The 26,331-nt window shown below is 72.4% G+C and carries 23 protein-coding genes; 9 read left to right on the top strand and 14 right to left on the bottom strand.

What is annotated here, in order from left to right:
- Positions 1 to 173: 173 nt before the first annotated feature.
- Positions 174 to 1,589: a PAS domain-containing protein gene (locus AB0E88_RS18240; RefSeq protein WP_361631406.1), complete on the top strand. Its 1,416-nt coding sequence runs from the start codon at positions 174 to 176 to the stop codon at positions 1,587 to 1,589.
- On the opposite strand, the gene AB0E88_RS18245 is transcribed toward AB0E88_RS18240, so the two are convergent.
- The gene (locus tag AB0E88_RS18245; RefSeq protein WP_361631408.1) at positions 1,577 to 2,329 is read right to left on the bottom strand and encodes an SIS domain-containing protein; all 753 of its coding nucleotides are present in this window, start codon (positions 2,327 to 2,329) and stop codon (positions 1,577 to 1,579) included. The genes AB0E88_RS18240 and AB0E88_RS18245 overlap by 13 nt on opposite strands.
- A gap of 652 nt (positions 2,330 to 2,981) precedes the next feature.
- Here AB0E88_RS18245 and AB0E88_RS18250 point away from each other — a divergent pair.
- Positions 2,982 to 3,989 carry a 2-oxoglutarate and iron-dependent oxygenase domain-containing protein gene (locus tag AB0E88_RS18250; protein WP_361631410.1) on the top strand — a complete coding sequence of 336 codons (1,008 nt, stop codon included), beginning with the start codon at positions 2,982 to 2,984 and terminating at the stop codon, positions 3,987 to 3,989.
- Between the two features lie 43 nt (positions 3,990 to 4,032).
- Here the strand turns inward: AB0E88_RS18250 and AB0E88_RS18255 are convergent, their stop codons facing one another.
- Complete coding sequence (locus AB0E88_RS18255; protein ID WP_361631412.1) at positions 4,033 to 5,142, bottom strand: citrate synthase 2; 1,110 nt, start codon at positions 5,140 to 5,142, stop codon at positions 4,033 to 4,035.
- Positions 5,143 to 5,381: 239 nt separating this feature from the next.
- On the opposite strand from AB0E88_RS18255, the gene pdxH reads away from it, so the two are divergent.
- Positions 5,382 to 6,011 carry a pyridoxamine 5'-phosphate oxidase gene (gene pdxH, locus AB0E88_RS18260; RefSeq protein ID WP_361631646.1) on the top strand — a complete coding sequence of 210 codons (630 nt, stop codon included), beginning with the start codon at positions 5,382 to 5,384 and terminating at the stop codon, positions 6,009 to 6,011.
- Between the two features lie 27 nt (positions 6,012 to 6,038).
- Here the strand turns inward: pdxH and AB0E88_RS18265 are convergent, their stop codons facing one another.
- Genes AB0E88_RS18265 through AB0E88_RS18300 form a run of 8 tightly spaced genes read right to left on the bottom strand, consistent with a single transcriptional unit; the run spans position 6,039 to position 16,150 of the window.
- Positions 6,039 to 6,665, bottom strand: a complete 627-nt coding sequence (locus tag AB0E88_RS18265; RefSeq protein ID WP_361631414.1) for a TetR/AcrR family transcriptional regulator — start codon at positions 6,663 to 6,665, stop codon at positions 6,039 to 6,041.
- Positions 6,666 to 6,669: 4 nt separating this feature from the next.
- Positions 6,670 to 7,407 (bottom strand): enoyl-CoA hydratase family protein, encoded by a 738-nt coding sequence (locus AB0E88_RS18270; protein ID WP_361631416.1) that lies wholly within the window; start codon positions 7,405 to 7,407, stop codon positions 6,670 to 6,672.
- Positions 7,404 to 8,972, bottom strand: a complete 1,569-nt coding sequence (locus AB0E88_RS18275) for a 4-coumarate--CoA ligase family protein (RefSeq protein WP_361631418.1) — start codon at positions 8,970 to 8,972, stop codon at positions 7,404 to 7,406. Before AB0E88_RS18275 ends, AB0E88_RS18270 begins: the two co-directional genes overlap by 4 nt.
- A gap of 20 nt (positions 8,973 to 8,992) precedes the next feature.
- A complete protein-coding gene (locus AB0E88_RS18280) occupies positions 8,993 to 10,123 on the bottom strand; it encodes an acyl-CoA dehydrogenase (RefSeq protein WP_361631420.1) in 1,131 nt (376 codons plus the stop codon).
- Positions 10,124 to 10,180: 57 nt separating this feature from the next.
- Positions 10,181 to 12,034, bottom strand: a complete 1,854-nt coding sequence (locus AB0E88_RS18285; RefSeq protein ID WP_361631422.1) for a biotin carboxylase N-terminal domain-containing protein — start codon at positions 12,032 to 12,034, stop codon at positions 10,181 to 10,183.
- A gap of 5 nt (positions 12,035 to 12,039) precedes the next feature.
- Positions 12,040 to 13,638 (bottom strand): carboxyl transferase domain-containing protein, encoded by a 1,599-nt coding sequence (locus AB0E88_RS18290; RefSeq protein WP_361631424.1) that lies wholly within the window; start codon positions 13,636 to 13,638, stop codon positions 12,040 to 12,042.
- On the bottom strand, positions 13,635 to 15,320 hold the full coding sequence (locus AB0E88_RS18295) for an acyclic terpene utilization AtuA family protein (RefSeq protein WP_361631426.1): 1,686 nt from the start codon (positions 15,318 to 15,320) through the stop codon (positions 13,635 to 13,637). The genes AB0E88_RS18290 and AB0E88_RS18295 overlap by 4 nt, the downstream gene beginning before the upstream one ends.
- A gap of 35 nt (positions 15,321 to 15,355) precedes the next feature.
- Positions 15,356 to 16,150, bottom strand: coding sequence for a TIGR03084 family metal-binding protein (locus AB0E88_RS18300; protein ID WP_361631428.1), 795 nt, complete (start codon positions 16,148 to 16,150; stop codon positions 15,356 to 15,358).
- Between the two features lie 142 nt (positions 16,151 to 16,292).
- Between AB0E88_RS18300 and AB0E88_RS18305 the strand changes: the two genes are divergently transcribed.
- A complete protein-coding gene (locus tag AB0E88_RS18305) occupies positions 16,293 to 17,087 on the top strand; it encodes a class I SAM-dependent methyltransferase (RefSeq protein WP_361631430.1) in 795 nt (264 codons plus the stop codon).
- 22 nt (positions 17,088 to 17,109) lie between these two features.
- On the opposite strand, the gene AB0E88_RS18310 is transcribed toward AB0E88_RS18305, so the two are convergent.
- A complete protein-coding gene (locus tag AB0E88_RS18310) occupies positions 17,110 to 18,075 on the bottom strand; it encodes an EamA family transporter (RefSeq protein ID WP_361631432.1) in 966 nt (321 codons plus the stop codon).
- 82 nt (positions 18,076 to 18,157) lie between these two features.
- Positions 18,158 to 21,073 carry an FAD-binding and (Fe-S)-binding domain-containing protein gene (locus tag AB0E88_RS18315; RefSeq protein ID WP_361631434.1) on the bottom strand — a complete coding sequence of 972 codons (2,916 nt, stop codon included), beginning with the start codon at positions 21,071 to 21,073 and terminating at the stop codon, positions 18,158 to 18,160.
- Positions 21,074 to 21,229: 156 nt separating this feature from the next.
- Here AB0E88_RS18315 and serC point away from each other — a divergent pair, with 156 nt between their 5' ends.
- The gene (gene serC / locus AB0E88_RS18320; RefSeq protein WP_361631436.1) at positions 21,230 to 22,348 is read left to right on the top strand and encodes a phosphoserine transaminase; all 1,119 of its coding nucleotides are present in this window, start codon (positions 21,230 to 21,232) and stop codon (positions 22,346 to 22,348) included.
- Between the two features lie 63 nt (positions 22,349 to 22,411).
- Here serC and AB0E88_RS18325 read toward each other — a convergent pair whose 3' ends face one another.
- A complete protein-coding gene (locus AB0E88_RS18325; protein WP_361631438.1) occupies positions 22,412 to 23,380 on the bottom strand; it encodes a WD40 repeat domain-containing protein in 969 nt (322 codons plus the stop codon).
- 122 nt (positions 23,381 to 23,502) lie between these two features.
- Between AB0E88_RS18325 and AB0E88_RS18330 the strand changes: the two genes are divergently transcribed.
- Together AB0E88_RS18330 and AB0E88_RS18335 are read left to right on the top strand one after the other, a co-directional pair.
- The gene (locus AB0E88_RS18330) at positions 23,503 to 24,177 is read left to right on the top strand and encodes an SGNH/GDSL hydrolase family protein (RefSeq protein ID WP_361631440.1); all 675 of its coding nucleotides are present in this window, start codon (positions 23,503 to 23,505) and stop codon (positions 24,175 to 24,177) included.
- Positions 24,178 to 24,252: 75 nt separating this feature from the next.
- Complete coding sequence (locus AB0E88_RS18335) at positions 24,253 to 24,843, top strand: Uma2 family endonuclease (protein ID WP_361631442.1); 591 nt, start codon at positions 24,253 to 24,255, stop codon at positions 24,841 to 24,843.
- Here the strand turns inward: AB0E88_RS18335 and AB0E88_RS18340 are convergent.
- Positions 24,809 to 25,246 carry a hypothetical protein gene (locus AB0E88_RS18340; protein ID WP_361631444.1) on the bottom strand — a complete coding sequence of 146 codons (438 nt, stop codon included), beginning with the start codon at positions 25,244 to 25,246 and terminating at the stop codon, positions 24,809 to 24,811. The two genes, AB0E88_RS18335 and AB0E88_RS18340, sit on opposite strands and share 35 nt — an antisense overlap.
- 83 nt (positions 25,247 to 25,329) lie before the next feature.
- Between AB0E88_RS18340 and AB0E88_RS18345 the strand changes: the two genes are divergently transcribed.
- Together AB0E88_RS18345 and AB0E88_RS18350 are read left to right on the top strand one after the other, a co-directional pair.
- Complete coding sequence (locus AB0E88_RS18345) at positions 25,330 to 26,133, top strand: helix-turn-helix transcriptional regulator (protein ID WP_361631446.1); 804 nt, start codon at positions 25,330 to 25,332, stop codon at positions 26,131 to 26,133.
- Positions 26,130 to 26,330, top strand: coding sequence for a DUF397 domain-containing protein (locus tag AB0E88_RS18350; RefSeq protein WP_361631448.1), 201 nt, complete (start codon positions 26,130 to 26,132; stop codon positions 26,328 to 26,330). The genes AB0E88_RS18345 and AB0E88_RS18350 overlap by 4 nt, the downstream gene beginning before the upstream one ends.
- Position 26,331 lies beyond the last annotated feature (1 nt).

Raw genomic sequence — 26,331 nt, forward strand, 5'->3', positions numbered from 1 at the left:
TCGGCCGCCGCGGACTGCGCTCGGCAGCCGTTCGCCACGGGTTTTCCGGCGTACAACGATTCCTTCAATCTTGTGGGAACCCGGTGTGTGCTGCGTCACGTTCAAGTTGAATGATTGCACTGAGCGAACCTTCGCTCGGCACGTGCGGACGCAGCCTGCAGCAGGGGGTCCAGGTGAGTGCTTCCCGGCGTAGTGGGGCCACCGACGAACTCGGCCCCGGCGAGCCCGAGCCGCCCGAGCGCGACGGCGCGGATCTGCTCGCCGCGCTGCTCGACGGCATGGACGCCGCCCTGTGCGCCTTCGACGCGCACGGCGTCGTCACGCACTGGAACCGCGAGGCCGAACGCATCCTCGGCTGGAGCGCCGCCGAAGCCGTCGGCCGGCAGGGCTTCGCCGGCTGGGCGGTGCGCAGCGCCGACGCGGAAGAGGTCGAGACCCGCCTGCTGTCGGCGATGAACGCCCCCGGACGGCAGGTGCACGAGTTCGCGCTGCTGACCAAGGACGGCGGGCGCGTCCTCGTCCGCACCCAGTCCGCGGCCGTGCGCGGCCCCGACGGCAAACCCGCCGGCGTGTACTGCGCCTTCAGCGAGGTGCACACCCAGATCGACCTGGAGCGCTCCATCGCGCTCAGCGAGGCCCTGTTCGAGGACGCCTCCTGGGGTGTCGTCCTCGTCGACGCCGACCTGCGGCCCGCCGTCGTCAACGCGCATGCCGCGCGCGCCCTCGGCACCGGCCGCACCTCCGCCCTCGGGCGGCCCCTCGGCGACCTGCTCTCCCAAGGCGTCGAAGAACTCGAAAGCGCCCTCACCCACGTCCTCGCCGAAGGCGCCCCGCCCGCCCCCGCCGAGATCTGGGTCGCCGTCCGCACCCCCGAGGGCGACCGGCGACGCTGCTGGCGCAGCGGCTTCGTCCGGCTCGCCAGCCCCCTCGCCGAAGAACCCGTGCCGCTCGGCGTCGGCTGGCTCTTCCAGGACGTCACCGAGGCCAAGCAGACCGAACAGGAAGCGTCGCTGCTGCGCTTCCGCACCAACCAGCTGCACCGCGCCGCCCGCGCCGCCGCCGAGTGCGAGGACCCCGCCGAGGCCGCCACCGTCCACCTCGACTTCGCCCTCGCCGGCTTCGCCGACCACGCCCTCATCGACCGCCTCGCCGGCGGCCCCGTCGCCGACGCCGAGACCGAAACACCCGTCCGGCTCGTCCGCGTCGCCGCCACGCCCTCCGGCGCGCCCGGCCCCAGCCGGCTCGACACACCGGCCGGCCTGCCCGTGCGTTACGGCGAAGGCCACCCGGCGCTGCAGAGCGTGGAACGCGCCGGGTCGGTGCGGGCCGCCGCCGGCGCCGTGGCAGCCGGCAGAGCGGCCGCGTGGGCGCAGGAACGGCAGTGGCCGGCGGACACCGTCCACGCGCTGTGCACCGTCCTGCGCAGCCGGGGCCGCACGCTCGGCGTGGTGACGTTCCTGCGCGGCAGCGGCCGCACCGCCTTCGAACGCTTCGACATCGCCTACGCCGAGGACGTCGCCGCGCACATCGCGATGGCCCTGGACCTCGCGGAGGCAACGAAGGACGGCGGAGCCGCTCAGCGCCGGTAGAAGATCCGGTCCCGGTAGTCCTCGAAGATCCGCCCGTTCCACTCGTGCCCGCCGTCGACGTTGCCCGAGCGCAGCAGCGGCGGCTCGACACCGCGGTCGGCGAGCGCACCCGCCGCCGTCGCCATCACGGCCTGCAGCAGGGCACTGGTGACGACCGTGGAGGCGGGGGCGAACGGCGCCGGGATCGTCTCCATGGACAACTCCGCGTCCCCGACCGCGATCTTCGAGTCCAGCACGATGTCGCAGTGGTCCTTCAGATACGTCCCCGACACATGCCGTGACCTGGTCTGCGTCGCATACGCCACCGACGTCACCCCGATGACCTTCACCCCGAGCGCGCGGGCGTTCATCGCCATCTCCACGGGCAGCGCGTTGCGCCCGGAGAGCGAGATGATCACCAGCGCGTCGCCCGCCCGGACCGGTGAGCTGTCCAGCACCGCGCTCGCCAGACCGTCCACCCGCTCCAGCGCCGAACCGAGCGTCGCCGGCATCACGTCGACGCCGACCACACCGGGCACCGCCAGCAGATTCATCAGCGCCAGCCCACCGGCCCGGTAGACGACGTCCTGCGCGGCCAGCGAGGAATGCCCCGCACCGAACGCGAACAGGTTCCCCCCGGCGGCCACGGTGTCCGCCAGCAGCACGCCGGCCGCCCGGATCCCCTCCGCCTCCTCGTCCCGGACACGCTGCAACAGCCCGATCGCGGCGTCGAAGAACTGCCCGGCCAGTTTGTCGCTCATCCGCGCGGCTCCTTCGCATCCACGGCCCTACCGCGGATCACGGTGCGGTCTGGACCAGTGCGGTGTCAATACGGCGACCGGGCGGGCACGCCGGCCGCCGGCGCCGGCACGCCGGGGACGGGACGGGCCGGAAGGAAGACGTGAAAAAAAGCGGTTGATCCCGGGGGATGCGGTTCCTAGGCTTGCAATCACTTCGGAAGGGAGGTGGTTCGGCAGATGTACACATACCGGACGGAAGAGGTGGCTGCGGGCTAGCGGCCCGTCACCACATTCAGTGCGGTGCCTGGCCAGTGCGTGACAGACGCGTGCAGCCGGCCCAATCCCGAGCAGTCACCCGACCCGCGAGTCGCCGGTACGTCCGGCCGGCTCCTCCTTGGAGGAACCAGACTCGCGGGTCGTCTGCGTTTTACGGCGGCTTTGCCGTGGGGGTCGAGGAGCGCAGTACGCTGGGCGCATGCTTTCGCTCGTTCGGCGCCGCCACGTGGACTACGTCCGCGTCACGAGCATGGGCTGTCGACGCTCCCTCTGAGTCGTCCAGCCGCTTTTCCGACGCTTCCCGCGTTTCTCGTTTCCTCGCTTCGCCCAGGCACCCGTGCGTCTTCGCCCACCCTCAGCGGTTCGCGCGGGCTCCGTACACCCACGGACGTGTCCCATGACGTACCAGCAACTGCCGATCATCGATCTCTCCGCCGCCGACCGCGGGCCCCAGGCGCGGGCGCTGCTGCACGCGCAGCTGCACAGTGCCGCCCACGATGTGGGGTTCTTCCAGCTGGTGGGGCATGGCGTGACGCAAGGCGAGACGGATCGGCTGGTGGGGGCCATGCGGCGGTTCTTCGCGCTGCCGGAGGCCGAGCGGCTGGCCATCGACAACGTGAACTCGCCGCACTTCCGCGGCTACACGCGGACCGGGGACGAGCTGACCGGTGGGCGGCAGGACTGGCGGGATCAGCTGGACATCGGGGCGGAGCGGCCGGCGCGGGTGCCGGGGCCGGGTGAGCCGCCGTACTGGTGGCTGCAGGGGCCCAATCAGTGGCCGGCGGGGTTGCCGGAGCTGCGGGAGGCGGCGCTGGCGTGGATCGATCGGCTCAGTGGGGTCGCGGAGCGGTTGCTGCGTGAGCTGCTCGTCTCGATCGGTGCTCCGGGCGGGTTCTACGACCCGGTCTTCGGGGAGCACGCTCATCCGCATCTGAAGCTGGTGCGCTATCCGGGCAGTGCGGGGGACGGTGCGGGTCAGGGAGTGGGCGCGCACAAGGACTACGGCTTTTTGACGTTGCTGCTGCAGGACCAGGTGGGCGGGTTGCAGGTGCAGCGGGAGGACGGGGTCTTCCGTGACGTGCCGCCGATCGAGGGGGCGTTCGTGGTGAACCTGGGTGAGCTGCTGGAGGTGGCGACGAACGGGTATCTGCTCGCGACGAACCACCGGGTGGTGTCGCCGCCCGGGGCGACCGAGCGGTTCTCGGTGCCGTTCTTCTACAACCCGCGGCTGGACGCGCGGGTGGAGCCGTTGCCGTTCCCGCACGCGGTTGTGGCGCCGGGGGTGTCGGTCGATCCGGACAATCCGCTGTTCGCGGAGTACGGCTTCAATGAGCTGAAGGGCAAGCTGCGGGCACATCCGCTGGTGGCCGAGCGGCATCACGCGGGGCTGCTGAGCCCCGCGTGATGCCGGCCCGCCGGGCACCGGGGACGGCGTGGCCGGCTGTGGGTCAGCGCTGGACGCTGTTGATGTCCTCGTAGCCCTCGATCTGCTGGGGGCTGCGCGGGCCGGGGCCGACGTAGCGGGCGGAGGGGCGTACCAGGCGGCCGGTGCGCTTCTGCTCGAGGATGTGCGCGGACCAGCCGGCGGTGCGGGCGCAGGTGAACATGGAGGTGAACATGTGCGCCGGGACCTCGGCGAAGTCCAGCATGATGGCGGCCCAGAACTCGACGTTGGTCGCGAGGACGCGGTCGGGGCGGCGGTTGTGGAGCTCTTCGAGGGCGGCCTTCTCCAGGGCTTCGGCGATCTCGAAGCGGGGCGCGCCCAGTTCGCGGGCGGTGCGGCGCAGGACGCGGGCGCGGGGGTCCTCGGCGCGGTAGACGCGGTGGCCGAAGCCCATGAGGCGTTCGCCGCGGTCGAGGGCCTTCTTGACGTAGCCGACGGCGTCGCCGGTGCGTTCGATCTCTTCGATCATGCCGAGGACGCGGGAGGGGGCGCCGCCGTGGAGGGGTCCGGACATGGCGCCGACGGCGCCGGAGAGGGCGGCGGCCACGTCGGCGCCGGTGGAGGCGATGACGCGGGCGGTGAACGTGGAGGCGTTCATGCCGTGCTCGGCGGCGGAGGTCCAGTAGGCGTCGACGGCCTTGACGTGCTTGGGGTCGGGCTCGCCGCGCCAGCGGATCATGAAGCGTTCGACGACGGACTGTGCCTTGTCGATCTCGCGCTGGGGGACCATGGGCAGGCCCTGGCCGCGGGCGGACTGGGCGACGTAGGACAGGGCCATGACGGCGGCGCGGGCGAGGTCGTCGCGGGCCTGGTCGGCGTCGATGTCGAGGAGGGGTTTGAGGCCCCAGACGGGGGCGAGCATGGCGAGGGCGGACTGGACGTCGACGCGGATGTCGCCGGAGTGGACGGGGATGGGGAAGGGCTCGGCGGGCGGCAGGCCGGGGTTGAAGGCTCCGTCGACGAGGAGTCCCCAGACGTTGCCGAAGGAGACGTGGCCGACGAGTTCCTCGATGTCGACGCCGCGGTAGCGGAGTGCGCCGCCTTCCTTGTCCGGTTCGGCGATCTCCGTCTCGAATGCGACGATTCCTTCGAGACCGGGTACGAAGTCGGACATCAGGCGGCTCCTCGTGGTGGTGGTCGATGGTCACCCTGGTGATGCCCCGTGGGGTCGACGGTCACCCAACCGGGTTGCGGGTCAGCCTATCCCCGAGTGCCACCTTTGGGGAGATCTCGCGGCACTCAGTGCCATGGTCTGGTTTTTTTCGCCGTACGGCCGGGCGGTCGATACGGCAAGATGCTCGCGTGAACGACCACGACGCCGCCTTCCTCGGTCCCTCCCCCGATCCCTCCGCCATGCGCAAGCAGTACCGCGCCGAGGGCCTGGCCGAGGGCGACCTGGCCGCCACGCCGGTGGATCAGTTCGCGCGCTGGTTCCGGCAGGCCGCGGAGCGGGCGCATCTGTTCGAGCCGAACGCGATGGTCGTGTCCACGGCGGACGCCGAGGGGCGGCCCAGTTCCCGCACGGTGCTGCTGAAGGGGTTCGACGAGGAGGGTTTCGTCTTCTACACGAACTACGACTCGCGCAAGGCACGTGAGCTGGCCGAGAACCCGTATGTGTCGTTGCTCTTCCCGTGGCATCCGATGGCCCGGCAGGTGATCGTGCAGGGCGTCGCCCGGCGCACCGGGAAGGAGGAGACGGCGGCGTACTTCCGTACCCGGCCGCACGGCTCGCAGCTCGGGGCGTGGGCGAGCGCGCAGTCCTCGGTGATCGTCTCGCGGGCGGAGCTGGACGCGTCGTACGCGCAGCTCCAGGCGCGCTATCCGGAGGGTGAGCAGGTGCCGGTGCCGCCGCACTGGGGCGGTTTCCGGGTGGCGCCGCAGACGGTGGAGTTCTGGCAGGGCCGCGAGAACCGGTTGCACGACCGCCTGCGCTACGTCGCGGAGCCGGACGGAAGCTGGCGGGTGGAGCGGCTCAGTCCGTGAGCCGGAGGGGGCGGTGCCGGTCGCGTCTCAGCGCAGTGCCGTCTCCAGCAGGGCGGCCCACTGGGTCACGACGCGGTCGCGGCGGGGGGTGTCGTCGGTGAGGAGATTGGCGAGGCCGAGGCCGCGGGCCATGTCGAGGAGGCCCTGGACGGTTTCGCGGACGCCGGGGCGGGATTCGTCGGCGCCGAGCAGGTCGACCGCTATGCGGTGGGTTTCGCGGCCGACGCGGGCCTCGAGTTCGGTGACGCGTCCGCGCAGCTGGTCCTCGTTGGACGCGGCGACCCACAGCTGGAGGGCGGCGCGGAAGAGGGGGCCGGTGTAGAGGTCGACGAGGGCGCGGACGACGGCCTGGCGGTCGTCCGCGGCGGCGCCTTGGGGGAACAGGGCGCGCAGGGCGAGGGAGCGTTCCTCGGCGACGTATTCGACGGCCGCGGTGAACAGGTCCTCGCGGGTCGGGAAGTGGTGCTGGGCGGCGCCGCGGGAGACGCCGGCGCGTTCGGCGACGACGGAGACCGTGGAGCCCGCCCAGCCGTGTTCGGCGAGGCAGGCCACGGCGGCTTCGAGGAGCCGCTGCCGGGTGGCCCGGCTGCGGTCCTGTTTGGGCGCGCGGTCGCGCTCCCTGGGCAGGCGGTCGTCGTCCGCCGTCGTGCTCATGTGGTCACACCACCCATGCTGCGTCCCGTCTCTGGAGGAAGGCCGTCATCCCCTCCTGGGCCTGGGCGGAGGAGAACAGCCGGGCCGAGAGTGCGGTCAGGTCGGCCGCGTCCCGGTCGAATGTCTGAAGCACCCTAGTGGTGAGCAGCTGTTTCGTCTCGGCCAGGCCCTGGGGTGAGGAGCGGCGCAGACCGTCGAGGATGGGGGCGAGGGCGTCGTCGACGTCGTCGGCGGCGGTGGTGAGCAGGCCGACGCGTACGGCTTCGGGGGCGTCGAAGCGTTCGCCGGTGAGGTAGTAGCGGGCCAGGGCGCGGGGGTCGGCGCGGGGGATCACCGAGAGGGAGATCACCGCGGGGGCCACGCCGATGCGGACCTCGGTGAAGGCGAAGGTGGAGGTGGTGGTGGCGGCCGCGAGGTCGCAGGCGGCGAGGAGTCCGAGGCCGCCGGCGCGGACGTGTCCCGTGACGCGGGCGACGACGGGTTTGCGCAGGTCGAGGATCTGGCGCAGCAGGCCGACGAGGGCGTCGGGGTGGGGCGGGTCGCGCAGGTCGGCGCCGGCGCAGAAGGTGGACCCGGTGTGGGTGAGGACGACGGCGCGGACGTCGGGGTCCTCGGCGCAGTCGGTGAGGGCGTCGGCGAGGGCGGTGACGAGGGCAGCGGACAGGGCGTTGCGGGTGTCCGGGGAGTCGAGGCTGAGGGTCTCGATGCCCCGGGTGCGGGTGCGGCCTACGGTGGCGGTCATGGGCGCTCCCTGAGCCGGCGCCGCAGGATCTTGCCGGAGGCGGCGCGGGGCACGGTGTCGATGAAGGTGACCTTGCGGATGCGTTTGTAGGGGGCGACGCGTTCGGCGACGTACATCATGACCTCGCCGTCGGTGAGGCCGGCGGCGGTGGGCTGGCGGACCACGTGCGCGTGCGGGATCTCGTTGCCGTCGGTGTCGTGGTCGCCGACGACGGCGGCGTCGGCGATGCCGGGGTGGGTGAGGAGCAGGGCTTCGAGTTCGGCGGGGGCGACCTGGAAGCCCTTGTACTTGATGAGTTCCTTGACCCGGTCGACGACGAACAGCCAGCCGTCCTCGTCGACGTGGCCGACGTCGCCGGTGTGCAGCCAGCCGTCGGGGTCGATCATGGCGGCGGTGGCGTCGGGGCGGCCGAGGTAGCCCTTCATGACCTGGGGGCCGCGGATGAGGATCTCGCCGGATTCGCCGGTGGTCAGGTCCTTGCCGGGGTCGTCGAGGGAGACGATGCGCATCTCGGTGCCGGCGATGAGTTTGCCGACGGTGCCGGCGGGGGCGTCCTCCATGGCGTCCAGGGGGACGACGTGGGTGCCGGGGGACAGTTCGGTCATGCCGTAGGCCTGGCCGACGGGGGGCAGTCCGAGGCGCTGGGAGCAGGCGGCGGCGAGGGCCGCGTCGAGGGGGGCGGCGGCGCTGATGAGGTACTTCAGCGACGACAGGTCGTACTGGGCGACGAGCGGGTGCTTGGCGAGGGCGAGCACGATCGGCGGGGCCACGTACAGGCCGGTGATGCGGTGGTTCTGGAGGGTGGCGAGGAACGTCTCCAGGTCGAAGCGGGGCAGGACGACGACGGTGGCGCCTTTGCGCAGGGGTGCGTTCATCAGCGCGGTGAGCCCGTAGATGTGGAAGAACGGCAGGACCGCGAGGATGCGTTCGCCGGGGCCCGTGGTGATGGCGGGCTCCAGCTGGGCGAGGTTGGTGGCGATCTGCCGGTGGGTGAGCATCACGCCCTTGGGGACGCCGGTGGTGCCGGAGGAGTAGGGCAGCGCGGCGACGTCCTCGGCCGGGTCGATCGCGACGGACGGCTCGGGGGCGGCGGAGGCGAGCATGTCGATGAGGGAGCGGTGGCCGGACACCTGGTCGCACAGGAAGATCTCCGCGATCCCGCCGGCGAGTTCGGCGGCGCGCTGGGCGATGCCGAGCAGGGGGGAGACGGTGATGATCCAGCGGGCGGCGCAGTCGGCGAGCTGTTTGGCGAACTCCTCGGCGGTGGAGAGCGGGTGTGCCGTGGTGACGGAGGCGCCGGCGCGGGTGGCGGCGTAGAAGGCGATGGGGAAGAACACGGTGTTGGGGCTGTGCAGGGCGAGGACGTCGCCCTTGCGCACCCCGGCCTCGGCGAGCGCGGCGGCGATGCGGCGGTGGAAGCGGTCCACCTGCTCGTAGGTGAGGGTGGTGCCGTCGGTGCCGTCGACGAGTGCGGGGGTGTCCGCGAACTCGGCGGCCCGGCCGAGCACGGCCTCGTGGATGGGAAGGTCTACGGGCTGGACGTCTGCGTACTCGCTGCGGAACACGGTTCCTCCAGTGCGGTCGCCTAGTACGACTTGGGCAGGCCCAGGGTCTGGTGGGAGACGTAGTTCAGAATCATCTCCCGGCTCACGGGGGCAATACGAGCCACACGCGCCGCCGTTATCAGCCTCGCGAGGCCGAACTCACGGGTGAGGCCGTTGCCGCCGAGGGTGTGCACGGCCTGGTCGACGGCCTTCACGCAGGCTTCCCCGGCCGCGTACTTCGCCATGTTGGCGGCCTCGCCGGCCCCCACGTCGTCCCCCGCGTCGTAGAGGCGGGCGGCCTTCTGCATCATCAGCCGGGCCAGTTCGAGGTCGATGTGGGCCTGGGCGAGCGGGTGGGCGATGGCCTGGTGGGCGCCGATGGGGGTGTTCCACACGGTGCGTTCGCGGGCGTACTCGACGGCCTTGGCGAGGGCGTGGCGGCCCATGCCGATCGCGAACGCGGCCGTCATGATCCGCTCCGGGTTCAGTCCGGCGAACAGCTGCAGCAGTCCGGCGTCCTCGTCGCCGACGAGGGCGTCGGCGGGCAGTCGCACCTCGTCCAGGACCAGCTCGAACTGCTTCTCCGCGGCGTTCAGTTCCATGTCGATCCGGCGGCGGGAGAAGCCGGGGGCGTCGCGCGGGACGATGAACAGGCAGGGCTTGAGGCGGCCCGTGCGGGCGTCCTCGGTGCGGCCGACGATGAGGGTGGCGTCGGCGATGTCCACGCCGGAGACGAACACCTTGCGGCCGGTCAGCAGCCAGTCGCCGCTGTCGCCGTCGCGGCGGGCGGTGGTGGTGATGCGGTGGCTGTTGGAGCCGGCGTCGGGCTCGGTGATGCCGAAGGCCATCAGGCGGGAGCCGTCCGCCAGCGCGGGCAGCCACTGCTGCTTCTGGGCGTCGGTGCCGAAGCGGGCGATGACGGTGCCGCAGATCGCCGGGGAGACGATCATCATCAGCAGGGGGTTTCCCGCGGCGCCGAGTTCTTCGAGGACGAGGGAGAGTTCGGCGATGCCGCCGCCGCCTCCGCCGTAGGCCTCGGGCAGGTTGACGCCGATGTAGCCGAGCTCGGCGGCGTCCTGCCACACCGTGGCGGGGTCTTTGTGGCTTGTGGCGAAGGCCGCGACTGCCTCGCGGAGGGCCTTGTGCTCTTCGGGTTCGATGAGGGTGGTCACTGTTGTCCTCCGGGGTGCGGGTGGTGTGTGGTTGCTCGCGCAGTTCCCCGCGCCTCTTTACGGGGCGCCTTCCTCGACGACGGCCAGGAGCGTGCCCACCTCCACTTGTTGTCCTTCCGTCACGGGGAGGGCCGTCAAGGTGCCCGTGGCCGGGGCGGAAATGCGGTGTTGCATCTTCATCGCTTCGAGCCAGAGGATCGGTTCGCCCGCCTGGACACTCGATCCGGTGACGAGACCCTCGGCGATCTTGACGACCGTTCCCGGCATCGGTGCGAGCAGGGAGCCGGGGGCGTGCTGGGCGGTCGGGTCGGGGAAGCGGGGCAGGGCGGTGAGGGCGGTGCCGTCGACCCAGACCTGGTCGCCGTGGCGGGCGACCTCGAAGGTGCGCCGAACGCCGTCCGCCTCCAGCACGACCCGGGTGGGTTCCACGCGCACCACCCGCACCCCGTCCGCCTCGGCGGCCGGCCCGCCGCGGGTGTGCCGGTAGCGGACCTCGTGCTCCTGACCCGCGAGGGCGTACCGCTTGACCTGGGGCTGGGAGGGCAGGTTGCGCCAGCCGCCGAAGCGGGAACGGCCGTGGGCGTCGGCGAGGGCGGCGGCCAGCGGGGCGAGCGGGTCGTGGGCCGGCGCGGTCAGCTCGGTGAGGTGGTGGTCGTAGAAGCCGGTGTCCATGCGGGCGGACGTGAACTCCTCGTGGCGCAGCGAGCGCACGAGCAGGTCGCGGTTGGTGGCCGGGCCGTGCACCAGGGTGCGTTCCAGCGCGCCGGCGAGGGCGCGGACCGCCTCCGCGCGCGTGGGGGCGTGCGCGACGACCTTGGCGATCATCGGGTCGTAGTGGACGCCGATCTCGTCGCCGTCGGTGAAGCCGGTGTCCAGCCGGACGCCGTCGGGGACGGCGAGGCGGTACAGGGTGCCGGTCTGCGGGGCCCAGTCGCGGGCGGGGTCCTCGGCGTAGAGGCGGGCCTCGACCGCGTGGCCACGCGCGCGTGGGGGCTCCCCGGCGAGGGCGTGGCCCTCCGCCACGCGGAGCTGCTCGGCGACCAGGTCGAGCCCGAAGACCTCCTCGGTGACGGGGTGTTCGACCTGGAGGCGGGTGTTCATCTCCAGGAAGTGCGCGCGGCCGTCGGCGACGAGGAACTCGACGGTGCCGGCGCCGGTGTAGGAGACGGCGCGCGCGGCGCGTACGGCCAGTGTGTACAGCTCCTCGGTGAGCGCCGGGGGGAGGCCCGGGGCGGGCGCTTCCTCGATCACCTTCTGGTGGCGGCGCTGGAGGGAGCAGTCCCGGGTGCCGAGCGGCCACACCGTGCCGTGGGTGTCGGCGAGGATCTGCACCTCGACGTGGCGGCCGTTCTCCAGGTAGGGCTCGACGAAGACCTCGCCGTCCCCGAACGCGCTCGCCGCCTCGGCACGCGCGCCCTCCAGCGCGCCCTCGAGCTCCTCCGGGCGGCGCACGATCCGCATGCCGCGTCCGCCGCCGCCCGCGGCGGCCTTCACCAGCACCGGCAGGTCGGCCTCGGTGACCTCGCCGAGCGGCTCGATGCCCATGAGCCGCTTGGCGCGCGTCTTGGACGCCATCGCCTCGATGGCGTCCGGTGGGGGCCCGATCCAGGTGAGGCCGGCGTCGAGGACGGCACGGGCGAAGTCGGCGTTCTCCGACAGGAAGCCGTAGCCGGGGTGCACGGCGTCCGCGCCGGCGGCGAGCGCGGCCTTCACGATCAGGTCGCCGCGCAGATACGTCTCGGCGGGCGCCGCGCCCGGCAGCCGTACCGCCGTGTCCGCCACGCGCGCGTGGAGGGCGTTCTCGTCGGCGTCGGAATGGACGGCGACGGTCCGGATGCCGAGCCGGCGGCAGGTGGAGAAGATCCGGCAGGCGATCTCGCCCCGGTTGGCGACGAGCAGGGTCTGGATCATGTTCCTCACATCCGGAAGACGCCGAAGCCGCCGCGCGCGCCCTCGAAGGGCGCGGTGTGCAGGGCGGACAGGCACAGGCCGAGGACGGTGCGGGTGTCGCGCGGGTCGATGACGCCGTCGTCGTAGAGCCGCCCGGACAGGAACATCGGCAGCGACTCGGACTCGATCTGCTGCTCCACCAGGGCGCGCAGTCCGGCGTCCGCCTCCTCGTCGTACGGCTGTCCCTTGGCGGCGGCGGACTGGCGGGCGACGATCGACAGGACGCCCGCGAGCTGCTGGGGTCCCATGACGGCGGACTTGGCGCTCGGCCAGGCGAACAGGAAGCGGGGGTCGTAGGCGCGCCCGCACATGCCGTAGTGCCCGGCGCCGTAGGAGGCGCCCATCAGGACCGACAGGTGCGGCACCTTCGAGTTGGACACCGCGTTGATCATCATCGCGCCGTGCTTGATGATGCCGCCCTGCTCGTACTCCTTGCCGACCATGTAGCCGGTGGTGTTGTGCAGGAACAGCAGGGGGATGTCGCGCTGGTTGGCGAGCTGGATGAACTGGGCGGCCTTCTGCGACTCGGCGCTGAACAGGACGCCCTGGGCGTTGGCCAGGACGCCGACGGGATAGCCGTGCAGGGCCGCCCAGCCGGTGACCAGGCTGGTCCCGTACAGCGGCTTGAACTCGTCGAAGTCGGAGCCGTCCACGATCCGGGCGATGACCTCGCGCGGGTCGAACGGGGTCTTCAGGTCGCCGGGGACGATGCCCAGCAGTTCCTCGGTGTCGTACTTCGGCGGCTCGGCCGGTCCCGGGTCCGGGTGTGCTTTGCGGTGGTTGAGGCGGGCCACCACGCGCCGTGCCTGCCGCAGGGCGTCGGGTTCGTCGACGGCGAAGTAGTCGGCGAGGCCCGACACGCGCGCGTGCATCTCCGCGCCGCCCAGCGACTCGTCGTCGCTCTCCTCGCCGGTCGCCATCTTCACCAGCGGCGGCCCGCCGAGGAACACCTTCGCGCGCTCCTTGACCATGATCACGTGGTCGGACATGCCGGGGATGTAGGCGCCGCCGGCCGTGGAGTTGCCGAAGACGACGGCGATCGTCGGGATGCCGGCCGCCGACAGCCGGGTGAGGTCGCGGAAGATCGCGCCGCCCGGAATGAAGATCTCCTTCTGCGAGGGCAGGTCGGCGCCGCCGGACTCGACCAGGCTGATGCAGGGCAGCCGGTTGGCGAGGGCGATGTCGTTGGCGCGCAGGGCCTTCTTCAGCGACCAGGGGTTGGAGGCGCCGCCGCGCACCGTCGGGTCGTTGGCGGTGATCAGGCACTCCACGCCCTCGACCACGCCGATCCCGGTCACCAGGGACGCGCCGACGGTGTAGTCGCTGCCCCAGGCAGCCAGCGGGGACAGCTCCAGGAAGGGCGTGTCCGCGTCGAGCAGCAGCTCGATGCGCTCGCGGGCGAGCAGTTTGCCGCGCCCGCGGTGCCGTGCGACGTACTTCTCGCCGCCGCCCGCGAGTGCCTTGGCGTGCTCGGCGTCCAGTGCGGCGAGCTTGGCGAGCAGGGCCTCGCGGTTGGCCCGGTAGTCGGGGCTCCGGACATCCAGGGCGGACGGCAGGACGGTCACAGCAGGGCCTCCGGGATGTCGAGGTGGCGGGAGCGCAGCCATTCGCCGAGGGCCTTGGCCTGCGGGTCGAAGCGGTGCTGGGCGGCGACACCGGCGCCGAGCAGGCCCTCGACGACGAAGTTCAGGGCGCGCAGACGGGGCAGGACGTGCCGGGTGACGGGCAGGTCAGCGCTCTCGGGGATCAGCTGCCGGAACCGGTCGGCGGTCAGTTCGTGCGCCAGCCATCGCCAGGCCGCCTCCGAGCGCACCCACACCCCGACGTTCGCGTCCCCGCCCTTGTCGCCGCTGCGCGCCCCGGCGACGAGCCCCAGCGGCGCGCGCCGCACAGGCCCCGCCGGCAAGGGGTCGGGAAGGTCCGGTTCCGCGACCGGCGTCGACGCCGCCGTCTCCCCCGGCCCGGGCACGGGCACGCGCCGCCCGTCGTCCAGCACCGCCCTGTGCTCGACGGCGTCCTGCGGCACGTACGCGGCCTCGAAGACCCCGTACGGGGAGCCCTTTCCCGGTGGCGCGAGCACATGGAAGCCGGGGTAGGAGGCCAGCGCCAGCTCCACCGCCGCCCCGCTCAGCGCCCGCCCCACGACCCGCTGGTCGGTGTCGCGGACGACGAGCCGCAGCAGGGCGCTCGCACCCTCCTCGGTGTCCGCGTCCGTCCGGTCGGTGCGGACGAGTTCCCAGCGGACCTCGTCGGGCGGTGCCTTGGCCAGCGCTTCGGAGAGCTGTTCGCGCACCAGGGCCGCCTTGGCCTCGATGTCCAGGCCGGTCAGCACGAAGACGACCTCGTTGCGGAAGCCGCCGAGCCGGTTGACGCCGACCTTGAGCGTGGGCGGCGGCGCCTCGCCGCGCACCCCCTCGATCCGCACCCGGTCGGGCCCGTCCTGGTGCAGTCGTACGGTGTCCAGCCGGGCCGTGACGTCGGGTCCGGCGTACCGGGCGCCCGCCGTCTCGTACAGCAGTTGCGCGGTGACCGTGCCGACGTCGACGAAGCCGCCGGTGCCGGGGTGCTTGGTGATGACGCTGCTGCCGTCGGCGTGGATCTCGGCGAGCGGGAAGCCGGGGCGGCGCAGCTCGCGGCCGCCGTCGCGGAAGAAGGCGTAGTTGCCGCCGGTGGCCTGCGCCCCGCACTCCAGGACGTGGCCGGCGACGACCGCGCCCGCGAGCCGGTCGTACTCGTGCGGCTGCCACCCGAAGCGGGCCGCCGCCGGACCGGTGACGAGCGCCGCGTCCGTCACCCGCCCGGTGATCACGACGTCGGCGCCCGCGCGCAGGCAGGCGGTGATGCCGTGGCCGCCGAGGTAGGCGTGCGCGGCGAGGCTGCCGGGGTGGTGCGCGGTGCGGTCGTCGCCCTCGACGTGCGCCACGCGCACCGGGATCCCGAGCCGGCCGGCGAGCGCGCGGACGGCGTCGGCGAGCCCGGCCGGGTTCAGGCCGCCCGCGTTGGCGACGATCTTCACGTCCCGCTCGTGGGCGAGGCCCAGGCACTCCTCCAGCTGGCGCAGGAAGGTGCGGGCGTAGCCGGCGGCGGGGTCCTTCAGCCGGTCGCGGCCGAGGATCAGCATGGTCAGCTCGGCGAGGTAGTCGCCGGTGAGGACGTCGAGGTCGCCGCCGGTCAGCATCTCGCGCATGGCGTCGAAGCGGTCGCCGTAGAAGCCGGAGGCGTTGCCGATGCGCAGCACGCCGCTCATCGCCGCGACCCCTTCTGACGGGGCGCGCCCCCCGCTCACCGCGCCTCCCCCGTCGCCGGGCGGCCGGGGCCGGGCGGTCCTGCGAAGGCCTGGGCGATGTCGAGCCAGGCGTCGGCGTCGGGTCCTTCGGCACGCAGGGCGAGGTCGGCGCGGTGGGCCCGCTGGGTGACCAGCAGGCAGAAGTCGAGGGCGGGGCCGGTGACGCGCTGCGGGGCGTCCTCGGGGCCGTAGGTCCACAGGTCGCCGGAAGGGGCGCGCAGTTCGACGCGGAACTCGCCGACGGGTGCGGGCAGCCCCCGGACGCCGAAGGCGAAGTCCCGGGTGCGCACGCCGAGCCGGGCCACGTGCCGGAGCCGGTCGGTGGGCCGGCGCCGCACGCCGAGCGCGTCGGCGACGTCCTGGCCGTGCGCCCAGGTCTCCATCAGACGCGCGGACGCCATGGAGGCGGCGGCCATGGGCGGGCCGTACCAGGGGAACCGCGCTCCGGGCGGGGCGGCGCGCAACGCCTTGTCGAGCGCGGTACGGCCTTCGCGCCAGCGCTGGAGGAGCGCGTCCGGCGGGAGGGCGGCGCCTTCTTCGGCACCGGCGTCGACGAAGGTGTCCGGCGCGGTCAGGGCCTGCTCCACCAGGGCGCGGAAGCCGGCCTCGTCCGTGACGGCGCGCAGGGCCGAGCGGTCGGTCCAGGCGAGGTGGGCGATCTGGTGGGCGACGGTCCAGCCGGGCGCCGGGGTGGGCAGGGCCCACTGCTCGGGGCTCAACCGCGCCACCAGGGCGTCGAGTTCGTCGCTCTCGTCCCGCAGGTCGTCGATCACGGGCGTCGGATCTGACATGGGGCGAGCATGGCAGCGGCCCAGGAAACAATCAAGCACGCTTGCATGATTTTTTGCGACCGATCGGTCAGCGGCCGGAAGTCGCCGTCCCCGGGGAAATCCGCGCGCGTTCACCCGCCCCTGGCCCCTACCGTCGGTCCCGATGAATCACTCAGACGGAGACAGAGACACAGACGAGAACAAGGACGAACACGGAATCGACGCGGACGGTTACTTCGGAGAATCCGTCGCGGCCACCTACGACGAGTCGTCCGCGGAGATGTTCGACCCGGCACGGGTGGAGCCCGCCGTCGAGGTGCTGGCGGAGCTGGCCGGCGGCGGCCGGGCACTGGAGCTGGGCATCGGCACCGGGCGGATCGCCCTGCCCCTGGCCCGCCGCGGGGTCGAGGTGCACGGCATCGATCTGTCCCGGGCGATGGTGGACCGGCTGCGGGCCAAGCCGGGCGGCGACGCGATCGGCGTGACCATCGGGGACTTCGCCACCACGCGGGTGGAGGGCACCTTCTCGCTCGCCTACCTGGTCTTCAACACGATCAACAACCTCACCACGCAGGACGCCCAGGTGGACTGCTTCCTCAACGCCGCCGCCCATCTGGAGCCGGGCGGCTGCTTCGTCGTGGAGGTCGTGGTGCCCGACCTGCGCCGGCTTCCGCCGGGGCAGACCGCGGTGCCGTTCCGGGTGGACGGCTCGCGGCTGGGCTTCGACCTGTACGACGTGGCGACGCAGTCGCTGAGTTCGCACCATGTGACGGTGCGCGAGGACGGCACCAGCTCGTACTTCTCGCTGCCGTTCCGGTACGTGTGGCCGGCGGAACTGGACCTGATGGCCCGGCTCGCGGGGCTGCGGCCGCGCGCCCGCTGGGACGGCTGGGACCGGTCACCGTTCACCAGCGAGAGCCGGCAGCACGTGTCGGTGTGGGAGAAGCCGGCCGGCTGACCGGCTCACATCCGCCAAGGGCCTAGGCGTTCCGGGCGGTCTTCCTCCGGCCGACCTGGGTCCGCACCGCGCCCATGCTCGCCGCGATGACGAGCGCGATGGCGACGGCCTCGATCGGGGAGAGGGCCTGGCCGAGGATCAGGAAGCCGGCCGTCGCGGCGATGGCGGGCTCCAGGCTCATCAGGATGGCGAAGGTGGGGGCGGGCAGACGGCGCAGCGCGAGCAGCTCGAGGGTGTAGGGCAGCACGGAGGAGAGCAGCGCGACCGCCGCGCCGAGGCCGAAGGTCACCGGGTCGAGCAGTCGCGTGCCCGCCTCGGCGATGCCGAGCGGCAGGAAGAGGACCGCGCCGACGGCCATGGCCAGCGCCAGCCCGTCGGCCTGCGGGAAGCGGCGCCCGGTGCGCGCGCTGAAGGTGATGTACGTCGCCCACATCGCGCCCGCCCCGAGCGCGAACGCGACGCCCACGGGGTCGAGGTCACCGAACCCGCCGCCGCTGAGCAGGAAGACGCCGCCGAGCGCCAGCCCGGCCCAGACGAGGTTGAGCGCGCGCCGGGAGGTCAGCACCGACAGGGCGAGCGGGCCGAGCACCTCCAGGGTGACCGCGGGGCCCAGCGGAATGCGCGCGACGGCCTCGTAGAACAGGCCGTTCATACCGGCCATCGCGATACCGAAGGCCACCACGGTGCCCCAGTCGGCGCGGGAGTGGCCACGCAGCCGGGGCCGGCAGACCAGCAGCAGCACCACGGCCGCCACCAGCAACCGCAGCGACACCACACCGAGGGCGCCGGCCCGCGGCATCAGCGTCACCGCGAGGGCGCCGCCGAACTGCACCGAGATGCCCCCGGCGAGCACCAGGCCGACGGGGCCGAGCGAGTCGATACGGCGGGGCTGCGCGGCGGCCGCCGCGGCGGCGGGGGCGGCCTCGGGGGTCGTCGCGGTCGCGGCGGACGTCACCGAGGCGGGAGGAGCGGTGTCGGGGCGGGTCACGGGCGGTCCAGGTGCTTGTGCGGCGGAGGGCTCCATCAGTGTTCACTGCGATGGACTGACAAGTCCATCGTAATAGACTCCGTCAGGGGCGTGAAGCCCTCTTGCCACTGTCCCGGAGGGACGGATTCCTGTCCAGCGCCGCCGCCAGCACCTCCGCCAGGTGCCGGCCCCGCACCCCGCCCAGCTGCTCCAGCTGCGTCCGGCAGGAGTACCCGTCCGCCAGGACCACCGCGCCCTGCGGCGCCCGCCGCACCGAGGGCAGCAGCTGCTCCTCGGCGCATGCCGCCGACACCTCGTAGTGGCCGCGCTCGAACCCGAAGTTCCCCGCGAGCCCGCAGCAGCCACCGCTCAGCTCCCCCGTCAGCCCCGCCGCCGCGCGCAGCCGGCGATCGGCCGCGTCGCCCAGCACCGCGTGCTGGTGGCAGTGGGTCTGGCCGGTCACCGGACGGTCCAGGACCGGCGGCGCCCAGTCGGGGGCGTATCTCTCCAGAGCCTCCGCGAACGTCACCACCCGCCCGGCCAGCCGGGCCGCCCGGGGATCGTCGTGCAACAGCTCGGGCAGGTCGCCGCGCAGCGCTGCGGCACAGCTCGGCTCCAGCACCACGACCGGCGCGTCCGTCTCCAGCACCGGCGCCATCAGCTCCAGCGTCCGCCGCAGCACCGCGCGCGCCCGGTCCAGCTGGCCGGTGGAGACATAGGTCAGCCCGCAGCACACCCGGCCCCGGCGGGCCGTGAGCAGCGCGGCCGCCGAGCGCGTGTGCCCGTCCCCCACGGGCCGCCCGCGCATCCGCAGGGTCGGCGGCAGCACCACCCGCAGTCCGGCCGCCTCCAGCACCCGCACCGCCGCCCGGCCGACGGAGGGCGCGAGGTGCTCGGTGAAGGTGTCCGGCCACAGCACGACCAGGTCGCCGTCCCCGGTGCGCCGCGGCCGCCCCCGCCACCACCGGCTGAACGTCTGCCGGGCCACCCGCGGTATCTCCCGCTCGGCCGCGATGCCGCCCAGTCGCTTGCCCAGCCCGGCCAGCGGCCGCACCGACGCCAGCGCGTTCACCACACCCGCCGCGCGCAGTGACGCGACCCGGCTCAGCCACTGCGGCAGCCGCCCCATCGCGTAGTGCGACGCGGGGCGGCGCCGGCCGGCGTAGTGGTGGTGCAGGAACTCCGCCTTGTAGGTGGCCATGTCGACGCCCACCGGGCAGTCGGTGCGGCAGCCCTTGCAGGACAGGCACAGATCCAGCGCCTCGCGCACCTCCTCGGAGCGCCAGCCGTCGGTGACCACCTCACCGGCGAGCATCTCGTGCAGCAGCCGGGCCCGCCCCCGCGTGGAGTGCTCCTCCTCGCCCGTGACCCGGAACGAGGGGCACATCACGGCCGGCCCGGACGCCGTCGTCGTACGGCACTTGGCGACGCCGACGCAGCGGCGGACCGCCGCGGAGAAGTCGCCTCCGTCGGCCGGGTAGCCGAAGGCCACGTCCACCGGCTCGCGGGGCAGCACCGAGAAGCGCAGGCCGGAATCCAGCGGGGCCGGGCGGACCAGCATGCCGGGGTTGAGCAGGTCGTCGGGGTCCCACAGCGCCTTGGCCCGCTCGAACACCGTCACCATCTGCGCGCCGTACATCACCGGCAGCAGCTCCGCGCGGGCCTGTCCGTCGCCGTGCTCCCCGGACAGCGAGCCGCCGTGCGCGACCACCAGGTGGGCCAGTTCCTCGGAGAAGCGGCGGAAGCGGCCGATGCCCGCCTCGGTGAGCAGGTCGAAGTCGATGCGGACATGGATGCAGCCGTCCCCGAAGTGCCCGTAGGGCGTGCCGCGCAGGTCGTGGGCCGACAGCAGCGCGCGGAAGTCCCTCAGATAGGCGCCCAGCCGGGCCGGCGGGACCGCGCAGTCCTCCCAGCCCGGCCACGCCTCCGAGCCGTCCGGCATCCGCGTCGCCGTGCCGCTCGCGTCCTCCCTGACGCGCCACAGCGCCCGCTGCCCGGCCGGATCGGTCACGATCAGCGCGTCGAGCACGTCCGCCGCCCGCACGATCGCCTCCGCCCGCGCCCGGGCCTCCTGAGGCGACCCGCCGCCCGTCTCCACGAACAGCCACGCCCCGCCCCGCGGCAGCCCCGCCGGGGAGCGCACCAGGTCGGCGGCCATGCCCTCGACGGTCAGCGGCCCGTGCGGGAGCAGCCCGGCGGCGGCCTCGGCGGCGGCGCTCTCGTCCGCGTATCCCAGCACGGCCAGTGCCCGGGCACGCGGTGCCTCGACCAGCCGTACGACCGCCTCGGTGAGCACCCCCCAGGTGCCCTCGCTGCCGCAGAAGGCGCGGGCCACGTCCGCGCCCTTCTCCGGCAGCAGCGCGTCCAGCGCGTACCCGGAGATGCGGCGGGGCAGCTGCGGGAAGCCGGTCCGCAGCCGCGCCAGCTCGCCGTCCACCAGCTCCCGCAGACCGTCCGGGGCGCCCGCCCAGCCCTGCCCGAGCCGCAGCCGCCGCCCGCGCGCGGTGACCACGTCCAGCTCGCGCACACTGTCCGCGGTGGTGCCCCAGGCGACCGAGTGGGAGCCGCAGGAGTTGTTGCCGATCATGCCGCCGAGCGTGCAGCGGCTGTGGGTGGACGGGTCGGGGCCGAAGCGCAGCCCGTGCGGCGCGGCGGCTTCCTGGAGCCGGTCCAGCACGAGTCCCGGCTGCACGATGGCCGTCCCCGTGTCCGCGTCCAGCTCCAGCAGCCGGTTCATGTGACGGGTGAAGTCGAGGACCACGCCGGTGCCCGTCGCCTGCCCCGCGATCGACGTGCCCCCGCCTCTGGCGACCACCGGCACACCGTGGCCTCGGCAAATCTCCAGCACGGCGGCCACGTCGTCGGCGTCCCGGGGCGCGACGACGCCGAGCGGGACGCGCCGGTAGTTGGAGGCGTCCATGGTCACGAGCGCCCGGGCGGTCGCGTCGAAGCCGACCTCGCCCCGGACGGCCGCCCGCAGCTGTGCCCGCAGCATCTGAAGCCCTGCCGGATCCGTCATGCGTCCAGGATGCATCCGCTCACTGACAGTCACCGAGACTTTTCCACAGCGGCACCCGTCCAGTCGTACAACCTCACAAGTCCATGGCTTGGCGATCTTGTCTCATCGGACGGACACGTTTCCGTCCGGTTTCACCCAGCCGATACCCTCCGACTCGTGGCCGACATCCAGATTCCCGCTGACATCAAGCCCGCCGACGGACGTTTCGGCGCGGGTCCCTCCAAGGTGCGGACCGAGGCGCTGGACGCCCTCGCCGCCACCGGTGCCTCCCTCCTCGGCACCTCCCACCGCCAGGCGCCCGTGAAGAACCTGGTCGGCAAGGTGCGTGAGGGCATCTCCGAGCTGTTCCAGCTGCCCGACGGCTATGAGGTCATCCTGGGCAACGGCGGCTCCACCGCGTTCTGGGACATCGCGACCCACGGTCTGATCGAGAACAAGTCGCAGCACCTCAGCTTCGGCGAGTTCAGCTCGAAGTTCGCCAAGGCCGCCAAGCTGGCCCCGTGGCTGGACGAGCCGACCGTCATCTCCGCCGACCCGGGCACCCACCCCGAGGCGCAGGCCGAGGCCGGGGTGGACGTGTACGCGTTCACCCACAACGAGACCTCGACCGGTGTCGCCATGCCGATCCAGCGTGTCGCCGGCGCCGACGAGGGCTCCCTCGTCCTGGTCGACGCCACCTCCGGCGCGGGCGGCCTGCCCGTCGACATCGCCGAGACCGACGTCTACTACTTCGCCCCGCAGAAGTCCTTCGCCTCCGACGGCGGCCTGTGGATCGGCGTCTTCTCCCCCGCCGCGATCGAGCGCGCCGAGCGTGTCCACGCCTCCGGCCGGCACGTCCCGGAGTTCTTCTCCCTGCCGACGGCGATCGACAACTCCCGCAAGAACCAGACGTACAACACCCCGGCGCTCGCCACGCTCTTCCTGCTGAACCAGCAGCTGGAGTGGTTCAACGGCCAGGGCGGCCTGGACTGGGCGGTGCGCCGCACGGCCACCTCCGCGCGCACCCTGTACGGCTGGGCGGAGGACGTGAAGTTCGCGACGCCGTTCGTCACCGACCCGGCCAAGCGCTCGCAGGTCATCGGCACGATCGACTTCACCGACGAGGTCGACGCGGCGGCCGTCGCCAAGGTGCTGCGCGCCAACGGCATCGTCGACACCGAGCCCTACCGCAAGCTCGGCCGCAACCAGCTGCGCGTCGCGATGTTCCCGGCGATCGACCCGGCGGACATCGAGGCGCTCACCAAGTGCATCGACTACGTGATCGAGCAGCTCTGATCACTCCGTCACGACGAGGGGCGCCCGGTGTCACACCGGGCGCCCCTCGCGCGTCCCACCCTCCTAACCACGCCGGAACAGCCGCCGCAGCCCGAACAGGGCCAGGCAGACGGCACCCACGGCCAGGGCACCGGTCGTCAGAGTGACGCTCCGCCCGCTCCCGCCGCCCTTGGCCGCCGCCGAAGGGCCGTGTCCCGCACCGGAGCCGGCGGAACCGCCCGGGGCGTCCTGGGCGACGACCTCGCTCCCGGCGCCCTCACTGCTGTAGAGCAGCTTCTTGCCGTCGGCCGAGTAGGTGACGCCCTCGCCCTGCCGTTGCAGGGGAACGTCCAGCCGACCGGTCTTCTCGATCTTCCCCCCGTTCCAGTCGTAGGCGATCCCGCCGAAGTAGCCGCGTACGACGAGGTGTTCGCCGTCCGGGGAGAACGCGGCGTCGGTCGCCCACAGGTCGACGGGCGCGAGGGGGCGGAAGAGATTGCTCCCGGACGCGGACAGTTTCGCCGGGCCCTCGAAGAGGTGCCCGCCGTCCTCGTGCTTGTCGATGATGTAGACACGGCCGGTCTTCGGGTGGACGACCAGCGACTCGGCGTCGCGCGGACCGCCCTCGTACTTCACGACGTACTGCGTCGCCTTGACCGTCTGGTCCTTCAACTCCCGCGGCTCGGGCAGCCGGTAGATCCACACGTACGGCCACTTGCCGCCGAAGTTGTCGCCGATGTCGCCGACGTAGATCTCGTTGCCGGGCCCGATGGAGATGGCCTCGACATCACGGGGCGAGCCGATGCCCTTGAGGGTGACCCGGGCGACGGTACGGCCCGTGGAGCCGTCCACGGCGTACAGGTACGGTCCGTCGTCGCTGTCGTTGTGCGTCCAGTAGATCCCGGGGTGCAGCCGGGAGGCGGCGAGGCCACTGGACTCCGTGATGCGCGGGTCCTGGAGGGTGAACCCCTGGTCGCCGTCGGAGGCGGAGGCGGGCGCGGCGAGAGCGGCCACGAGCAGGGCCCCGGCGAGCAGGGCGAACGGTCGGCGCATGCCCTCCAGCCTGCCATCCCGCTCCGCGGAGCGTGATCCGTGGCCGGTCCCGGGCCGCTCCGTGGCCGGTTTCACATCGCGCGGCAGGGGTGGGTCCGGAGCCGATCGTCCATGATGAGCGGATGCTCAGGTTCATGCCCGTCGGTGACTCCCAGACGATCGGAAGCGCCGGTGAACACACCTGGCGTTACCGCATGTGGCAGCACCTGCGCGCGACGCACGGCGGCCCCTTCGAGCTCGTCGGCCCGCGCGAGACGCTGTACGACCAGCAGGCCGGCGCGCCCGTGTCGTACGCGTACGCCGACCCGGAGTTCCCCCGTGCCCATCTGGCCGGCTGGGGCGAGGGCTGGCTGCACATGGCTCCGCTGATCGAGGGCGCGGTGCGCGAGCACCGGGCCGACGTGCTGCTCGTCGCCCTGGGCCTGATCGACCTCGGCTTCTATACGAACGCCGAGCAGACCGCCGAGAACGTGGCCGCCTTCGTGGAAGGTGCCCGGGCCGCCAACCGGCGAATACGGATGGTGCTCCTGCCGGTGATCCCCAACGTGCGCGCCACGGCGGACGCACCGTTCGCGGCGGAGGTCGCCCGCTTCAACGAGCTGCTGGGCAAGGCCGTCGCCGACCTGGACGCCCCGGGCTCGCCCCTCCTCCTCGCCTCACCCCCGGCCGGCTACGACCTCCACACCGACACCTACGACGGAACGCACCCGAGCGCGAGCGGGGAGCGGAAGATCGCGGGGGCGTTCGCGGAGGCCATGTGGCAGGCGTGGGGGGTGGGCGGCCCGTACCGCCCGTGACACGGTCACCGTGCGTATCGTTGTACTGCGCGGCGGCTGCATCTGTTCGTGGGGCAGCCCGGGAGGAGCGCCACGATGACCGTCGTCGAAGACAGGATCGAGATGGCCGAGAGCGGCAGCGCGTTCACGCTCGACGAGTTGTTTGACCGGCTCGAGAACATGCCCGTCCCCGAGGGATACAAGGTCGAAATCGTCGAGGGGACTATTTGCATGGTGCCGCAGCGGGACGTGCACTGGCAGATCATCCGCCGGATCGTCCGTGCTCTTGAGGACACCTTCGGGATGGATGTGAACGTGCTGTCGGACGTCCGTATCGATTTTCCCGGCCTGCTCAACGGCTACGCCCCGGACGTGGCAAAGATGCGTGAGGGCGCCGAGAAGAACGCCAAGGGTGTGTGGCGTCATCAGGACGTCGAATTCATCGCCGAAGTGATCTCCAAGGGGACCGCGGTCAACGACTACGGTCCCAAGAAGGCCGCCTACGCACAGGCCGAGGTCCCCGTCTATCTGATCGCCGACCCCTACCAGCGCCGCTGCCACATCTACACCAACCCCAAGGGCGACGACTACGCCACCGAGACAAAGGTCGACTTCGGCGACGATGTCGACCTGACGGACACGCCCGTCGGACTCACCCTTGCCACCGCCGACTTCCCGCACGACTGACGACACCGTCCACCACCTCCCGCAGCAGCTCCCCCGCCACGAACGGTGCTTTCTCCGACGGCTCCGAGCGCCACGACAGCGGCCATGTCATGCCGGTCAGCGCGGGCACGCCCACGTAGGCCAGCGTGCCGTGACGGCGGGTCAGCGCCCGTACCCCAGGCGGCCAGCGGAACTCCGACGCGGTTTGCGGTGGCAACAGGAAGTACAGGTTCCGGTCGCCGGACACCTCGCGGACGACCGGGCCCGCGTCGAAGTCCGCGCGCACCATCAACTCCGTTGCGACGCGCTCGCCCTGGTCACCTCGGATGCGTACGGCGTCGAAGTGCACGCCCGCGTGCCGCAGGGCGTGACCGGAGGCGGGGACCCAGGCCGGGATCCAGGGGGCGTCGATTCTCTCGTTCATACAGCAAAGGGTTGCGGGTCGTCACATACTGTGACCAGAGGATCGCAAGGTCCGTGCGGGGCTGTGCACTTGGGGAGGCGGTTGTGTACTCCGGTGAACGGGGGTCGGCTACCTTCGGCGCGTTGCTGCGGTTCTACCGAGAGCGGGCCGGGCTGACGCAGGAGGGGCTGGGCAAGCACGTCGGCTATTCCAAGTCCCAGGTGGCCATGGTGGAGCGGGGCGAGCGCTACCCGAGGGGGAGTTTCGTCGAGATCGCCGACGGGGTGGTGGGTGCACAGGGTGCACTGCTGGTAGTGGCCGAAAAGGAGTTCAAGGGTGGGCTGCCGCCCTGGACCGAGGACTACCTCGCGGAGGAACGCAAAGCGGCGGCCCTGCACGTGTACCAGAACCACGTCATCCCGGGTTCGCTCCAGACCGAGGCATACGCCCGGGCCGTCTACGACTGCCACGTCCCGGCGCTGGACGACGACGAGATCGACAGGCGGGTCGCCGCCCGGCTGGAACGCCAGCAACTCTTCGATCGCAAGCCCCGGCCGCTCGTCGGGTACGTACTGGAAGAGAGCACGCTCACCAGGCCGTTGGGTGGTCCGGACACGCTCAAGGAGCAGTTGGAGCACGTCCTCACCATCGGACGGCTGCGTCACGTCGAGATCCAGGTCATGCCGCACGACCGGCAGTCGCACGCCGGCCTCAACGGGCCCATGATCCTGCTGGAGACCCCGGAACACCGCCAGTTCGCCTACGTCGAAGGCCCGAGCGGCGGCTACTTCGTCAGCGAACAGCCGGACCTGGCAGAGCTGTTCGCACGGTATGGCATTCTGCGAGCACAGGCTCTCAACCCCGATGAGTCCGCGAAGCTGATCGATGAGGTGGCACAGGGACTATGAGCGCGGAACTGCACTGGTTCAAGAGCAGCTACAGCGGCGACCAGGGCGAATGCCTCGAGGTCGCCACCGCCCCCACCATCATCCACATCCGCGACTCCAAGGCCCCCACCCCCCACCTCACCCTCACCCCCACCGCCTGGACCACGTTCCTCGGCAGCCCCTTGCTTCGAGCGCACTTCAAGCCGTTGGCTGGGTAGT

This window comes from Streptomyces sp. NPDC028635, from assembly GCF_040637635.1.
Lineage (GTDB): Bacteria > Actinomycetota > Actinomycetes > Streptomycetales > Streptomycetaceae > Streptomyces.